This is a genomic window from Vibrio makurazakiensis, assembly GCF_050337375.1.
Classification (GTDB): domain Bacteria; phylum Pseudomonadota; class Gammaproteobacteria; order Enterobacterales; family Vibrionaceae; genus Vibrio; species Vibrio makurazakiensis.
This window is the reverse complement of record NZ_JAKJSW010000364.1, coordinates 1-2,547: the sequence shown is the minus strand read 5'-3', so window position 1 is coordinate 2,547 and position 2,547 is coordinate 1. Positions and strand designations below refer to the sequence as shown.

The following is a 2,547-nucleotide window of genomic DNA, read 5'->3' as shown; positions in this document are numbered from 1 at the left end:
ACATCTGATAGTCGCTCCGATATAACCCTGATACATACACTCACTTACCTTCATAAATTATGCCTATACTTTATCCATATTTACGGGAGGAACGGATGTATGAGTGTGAGTAGCTTGTTACTTTCTTTATTGGTCGTTAATGCCCAACCATTACCTGAAGATCTGTCTAAGCTGTATAGCGAGGAAACCGAATTAACCTACGATGWCTTAGTTGTCGACGTTCATGGCTACAAAGTTCCTACTCGAACCGCATTCAAAGGTTGGGTTCTGCTTAATCACGCTGAGGAAAAGATAAAGAAGATCGGTAGTCAATTAAGAGCAGCAGGTGTGCAGCAAACAATGCCACTTCATTTAGTTCTTCTTCAGGGTACTGATTGGGTCATGAGTAACACCACCCTATTCACGCTACCCAATGCAAAGCATATCCCCACCATGATAAATACCCTCAAATTTATCCAAAAATATATTGAGCCTGAGATCGGTATTGTCATTCCTGTATCAGGAGAACGTACCGACATTTACAATAAGCAAGCTGGTGGAGCGGCTCGGAGTAAGCACCTGAACTTTTGCGCTTTAGACCTCGTACCATCAGAAGGCATAACAAGAGAGGATCTACWCAAAAAGCTCAAAGCTATCCATAACAAAGTCGGCCAGGAATACAATGTTGGGTTGGGGTTATACTCTGGAGTGCGTTTTCATATTGATACTTGTGGTTTTAGGCGTTGGTAGCCCTAAACTCAAACTCAAACTCAAACTCAAACTCAAACTCAAACTAGTAAATTCTGATTAGATTGTTACTCACTGTTCGACCATGAAACTTAATATGCACAAAGTTGATCGCATACTTGCTCACACTACCAAAAATGAGTAGGCTATAAATTCACCGTACACGAGATATTTATGAACTTTAATCAATCTTACCTTTGGCTCTTACTCGAAATGCCCTGTAGCCGGTAGGATTTGTTGTACCTGGCTGCGAGTAGACAGCTAGGTAAATTATCTTTGCTCCTGCTCGTAGCCCTCATAAGGAAGCGAGCACATGTCAGAAAACGTTGTTGATAATACCGTTGAAAATAAACAAAACTTAAGCCAGTACCGCCAAGGGATCCTTCTTGCTCTAATCGGTACCGCCCTCTTTTCAATTAAACCTGTATTCATCAAACTCGCTTACCAATATGGTGGTGATGCAACGTCTATTATGAGCCTCAGAGCACTCAGTTCTCTTCCCTTTTACATTGTCATACTACTTTGGAGCTTGAGAAGCCAAACCAACCGTACCTACGTTAAGAAGTTTGGTTGGCAAGCGGCTGGTATTGGAGTTCTTGGCTATTATCTCGCGAGCTACCTTGATATCACAGCGCTGGCTTCCATTTCCGCCCAACTAGAAAGGCTACTGATATTTTTGTTCCCAACTTTTGTCGTATTACTCAGTTGGTACTTTTCAGGTCAAAAGCCCAATAAGAAAACGGTCACAGCCATTATTATCGGCTATTTAGGGATCAGTCTAATTGTTGCACATGATTTATCTCATTTAGGTGCCCAGGTTTGGACAGGGAGTGCGCTTGCGGTTTGTTCTGCGTTTGTGTTTGCTTGCTACCTAATATTAAGTAAACGCATTATCACTATTATGGGCAGTCAATTATTTACGAGCCTTGGAATGGGAAGTGCAGGCGTTGCGATACTGATCCACTTACAGTTTTCTGAAGTGAATATTGAGTCGCTGAGCCAAGAGCTCATTATACTCGGCGTAACTTTAGGCTTTTTCTGTACTGTACTGCCGTCTTATTTAGTTTCAGCGGCTATGGCGAGGCTAACACCCTCATTATTAAGCTTAACCAGCAATATCGGGCCTGTGATTACAGCGATCTTTGCCATTTTTATTTTGGAAGAGAGTTTTACAGCTTATCACGCAGCCGGGATGGTTCTAGTTATTCTGTCGATTATTAAACTTAAATAAAAGAAAACCCACCAAGCTTTCACTTGGTGGGTTCAGTTCTTACTCGCAGCAATCCGGCTACTAAATCAGTGCTCCCTGCATCTAATCCTTGATAGTGTGCTGTATCCTTCAGCGCATTCCATTTCATCGCCATCCTAGCGGTGTCCTTGGCTATCCTGCCAGCTAACAATCCTAGTTAGCTTCATCACTTAATCCGTAAGTGGTGTCCTGTCGCTTCCGTAGCAGATAACTCATCCTGAATTATCTAATCTTCATCCTGAAGATGACCTATCCGTGGGTCTTTCCTGTTCCGTGTCCGCTTCCTGCTGACAAATTCATAATATCTCTTTTGCGCTTTTCAACAAGCGACTAAAAGACAAATGGATACCGACCATAATCATGAATATTTAATATAACACTTTACTTTCAAATACTTAGATAACACTAATTACTATTAAGTTACTAATTCAAAGACAAGAGCTTACTCGTTTGTAAGAGATCTCTCACAACGAGAGTATTAATCCTCTATACTATAAAAATCCCTAAATGAGCATCTCTACTCATCACTCATCACTCATCACCATGTCTCACTCATCACTCATCACCATGTC

At 41.5% G+C, this 2,547-nt stretch carries 2 protein-coding genes; both read left to right on the top strand.

Translation table 11 applies throughout. The features are described from left to right. Nucleotides 1-99 precede the first annotated feature (99 nt). Nucleotides 100-729 carry a D-Ala-D-Ala carboxypeptidase family metallohydrolase gene (locus tag L4C33_RS21395; RefSeq protein WP_428814408.1) on the top strand — a complete coding sequence of 210 codons (630 nt, stop codon included), beginning with the start codon at nucleotides 100-102 and terminating at the stop codon, nucleotides 727-729. A gap of 310 nt (nucleotides 730-1,039) precedes the next feature. Further along, nucleotides 1,040-1,957 (top strand): DMT family transporter, encoded by a 918-nt coding sequence (locus L4C33_RS21390; protein WP_428814407.1) that lies wholly within the window; start codon nucleotides 1,040-1,042, stop codon nucleotides 1,955-1,957. Nucleotides 1,958-2,547 lie beyond the last annotated feature (590 nt).